The organism is Johnsonella ignava ATCC 51276 (genome assembly GCF_000235445.1).
Lineage (GTDB): Bacteria > Bacillota > Clostridia > Lachnospirales > Lachnospiraceae > Johnsonella > Johnsonella ignava.
This window is the reverse complement of the sequence record NZ_JH378840.1, coordinates 1-3894: the sequence shown is the minus strand read 5'-3', so window position 1 is coordinate 3894 and position 3894 is coordinate 1. Positions and strand designations below refer to the sequence as shown.

Here is a 3894-nt window from a genome sequence, read left to right as displayed (position 1 = left end):
TAAAGACAAAGGTTGCTTTTAACCTAACGAAAAGGCAGCTCATAGGCTTCACACTTGCAGGACTGGTTGGAATACCAGTCTATTTATTTATGAGGAAGTTTGTGCCAAATGACATAGCTGTCATATTCCTTATCGTGTCCACGCTTCCTATCTTTTTCATCACACTATTTGAAAAGGACGGACTGACCTTTGAGAAATATTTTAAGCACATCTACCTTCATAAGTTTTATCAGCCAAAAAAGAGAGTGAGAAAGGAGGTTTACCTTGAACAAGAAAAGAAAAATTCAGCAAATAAAACTCATGCAAAACGAAAAGGCATTGAGAAGTCAAAAGCGGGACTTAAAGAAAAGTAATTGCAAGTCAAAAAAAGATAAGGGAGGAATCCTTGACCTTATCTTTAAGAAAGAACCGAAAAGATATACGGTAGAAGATACCATTCCCTATCTAAGGCTTTTAAAAAGCGGAATATGCCAGCTTGATGAAAGGCACTTCAGTAAAAGTATAGCCTTTCAGGACATTAACTATCAGCTTGCCTTAGATGAAGATAGGGACTTGATTTTTAATCAGTTTGCAAACTTCCTAAATTCCTTTGATCCGAGCATCAGCATTGAGTTTTCATATATCAATCAGCTCGGACGAAACGAAGAAATGAAGTCGGCAATTCAGATACCGGATAAAAAGGACGGTTTTGATGATATACGCTTTGAATTTAGAGAGATGCTTAAAAGCCAGATTGTAAAGGGAAATAACGGACTTAAAAAATCAAAGTATGTAACCTTTACAGTGGAAGCGGATAATTTAGAGCAGGCAACATCAAAACTTGAAAGACTGGAGATAGATATATTATCTAATCTAAAGAGCATGGGTGTGAGAGCAGAAAGCCTAAACGGAGAAGAAAGGCTAAAGATACTTCATGATGTTTTAAATCCAAATAAAACATTTGAATTTTCCTACAAAGACCTAAAGAAAAGGGAAAGCACAAAGACATATATTGTGCCTGATGAGTTTAACTTTACACCGAGTAGATACTTTAAGTTCGGCAAATTCATCGGAGCAACAAGTCATTTTCAAATCCTTGCCAGTGAGCTTTCAGATAGGATGTTATCCGAGTTTTTGGATATTGACGATAACATCAATATTTCCTTTCATATTAGGGCAATCGACCAATCGGAAGCCATTAAGATGGTAAAACGAAAAAACACTGATATTGATAAGATGAGGATTGAAGAAAACAAAAAGGCTGTAAGGTCAGGATATGACATGGACATTCTTCCAAGTGATTTAATCACCTATGGTGAGGATGTAAAGAGCCTATTAAAAGACTTGCAGACAAGAGATGAGAGAATGTTTGTGGTAAGTATTGTCTTTATGAACTTTGCAAGGACAGTGCAAAAGCTCGATAACACAATTGCTCAGATAAGCTCTATTGCAAACAAGCATAACTGTAAGCTGAAAAGACTTGACCATTCTCAGGAACAAGGTTTAGTGAGCATGCTGCCTCTTGGTGTAAATAAGATTGAGATAGATAGAGGATTGACAAGCTCATCAACGGCAGTATTTATGCCATTTACCACAGAGGAGCTTTTTATCAATTCAAGTAATAGTCTTTACTACGGACTAAATGCCCTAAGCCATAACCTGATTATGGCAGATAGAAAGAAATTAAAGAACCCAAACGGTCTAATCCTCGGAACTCCGGGCAGTGGTAAATCCTTTAGTGCCAAAAGAGAAATGGCAAATGCGATTTTAGTAACGGATGATGATGTGATTATCTGCGATCCGGAAGGAGAGTATGGAAACCTCGTAAGGCAGTTTAAGGGAGAAGTCATTAAGGTCAGCAGTAAGTCAAAGGATTACCTGAATCCCCTTGATATAAACATGAACTACGGGGATGGGGATGCACCGCTGAAAGACAAGGCAAACTTTATCATGAGTATGCTTGAGCTTGTAGTAGGTGGTAGTGGTCTTACAGCAGAAGAAAAGTCCGTTATAGATAGGTGCCTGCCTAAAATTTATGAAAAGTATTTTGAAAACCCGGAGCCTTGTAATATGCCAATACTGCAAGACCTATACGATATGTTAAAAGGACAGGAAGAAAAGGTTGGTAAGAAGCTGGCAACAGAGATGGAAATCTATGTATCAGGTTCTCTTAATGTCTTTAATCACAGGTCAAATGTGGATTTGAATAAGAAGCTCCTTTGCTTTGATATTAAAGAACTTGGAAGTCAGCTAAAGAAAATAGGAATGCTTGTTATTCAGGATCAGGTGTGGAATAAGGTGTCACAAAACAGAGGAAACAAAGCGACAAGGTACTATATCGACGAGTTCCATTTGCTTTTAAAAGATGAGCAGACAGCATCGTATTCCGTAGAGATTTGGAAAAGATTTCGTAAATGGGGAGGTATCCCGACAGGTATCACGCAAAATGTCAAAGACCTACTTATGAGTAAGGAGATAGAAAATATCTTTGATAATACGGACTTTGTCTTAATGCTAAATCAGGCTTCGGGAGATAGAGAGATACTTGCAAGAAAACTTAAAATCTCACTTCCACAGCTCAGATATGTTACTAATTCAAATGAAGGTGAGGGACTACTTTTCTTTGGAAATACCATTGTTCCTTTCCTTGATAAGTTTCCGAAAGATACGATTCTTTATCAGAAGATGACTACCAAGCCGGAAGAAGTGAGGTAGCCTATGGGAAAGAAGCTGAAAAAGGATTTTAAGGAAAGACATAAGGCAAGCCTTGAAAGAGAGATGTTTCATAGTAAAACAGATACGATACCTGAAGAAAGTAAGTTAAAACATAACGATGATTACAGAGGTAAAATCGTTCATGAGAAAGAACGGTTTCAGGATAAAGTGCATGAAAAAACAAGTAAGGTAAGTGCTGATAATGAAAAGTCTTATGGAACATCCAAGAGAAACGAAAAATATAGAGCTTCAGATAAGGGAGACGTAAATTCTGCAATTGAAACGAGAAGATCAGATTATATTACGGAGGTTAAGGATGGAAAAATCTATGATCCTTTAGGAAAAGACCTTGATAATGATGGGATTATAGACAGATACGACAATGACTTTAGGGATAGCGATTATTTTGAGTCAACCTATGATGTCGAGGATAATCTTCATTATAAAGCAGAAAATACAAATAGCTTCTCAAAAAGCCAAAAAGCTCAAAAGAAAAATTATAAGAGAAAAAACTATACCGAAAACCTTTATACAAGGAAAAATGATGATGTGTTAAAGGAAAATAAGACTGAAGATAAAAAGGCGGGAAAAGATGCTGTCAGCGAAAAAGTTCATAGCAGCCTATCAAAAGACCAAAAGAAAAAGCTAAAAAAAGATATGGTAAAGGTATCTGCCCTTTCAGGACTTGCCAAAGGAAGTGAAACTGTAAGAGATTACTTATCTCATGGAAGTGATGAAAATCAAGGGGTAGAAGCAGGAGAAAAGACAGCAGATACAAGCTCCAAACTCATTCATGGCATAAAGAAGTATTCTGATAAGAAAAGAGCTAAAAGAGGCTATGACCTTACAAATAAGGACTATAAAATCAGAAAGCGTAAGTCAAAGTTGGAATTTCGTGATGCCAAAAAGGAACTGAAAAAGACGGATGAGTATAAAAGAGCAAGTGCATATAAAAGATTTCAAAAGAAAAATCAGGTAAAGGCAGCAATTTCTCGTGAGAATAAGTCAAGGCTTAGAGATCGAATTAAAGAGGGACTTATCGGAACACTGAAAAGCTCAAAGGATATGATTATCCGAAAAGCAAAAGGACTAATGCTTATTTTCATAGGTATCATTATCTTAGGGACTTTTGTGATTAACTTTGCAGGAACGGGAATGACAGGCTTTATGAACTCTACAAGCTCTGTGCTTACAACAAGC

At 36.8% G+C, this 3894-nt stretch carries 2 protein-coding genes and 1 pseudogene; all 3 read left to right on the top strand.

What is annotated here, in order from left to right; all coding sequences use genetic code 11:
• Positions 1–353: PrgI family protein (locus HMPREF9333_RS10745; RefSeq protein WP_005542005.1), on the top strand; the 353-nt coding region annotated here is incomplete at its 5' end.
• Positions 265–2694: a VirB4-like conjugal transfer ATPase, CD1110 family gene (locus tag HMPREF9333_RS10740; protein WP_040882988.1), complete on the top strand. Its 2430-nt coding sequence runs from the start codon at positions 265–267 to the stop codon at positions 2692–2694. The genes HMPREF9333_RS10745 and HMPREF9333_RS10740, both read left to right, overlap by 89 nt.
• Before the next feature lie 3 nt (positions 2695–2697).
• Positions 2698–3894, top strand: a pseudogene (locus HMPREF9333_RS10735) (CHAP domain-containing protein); the annotation flags it as partial.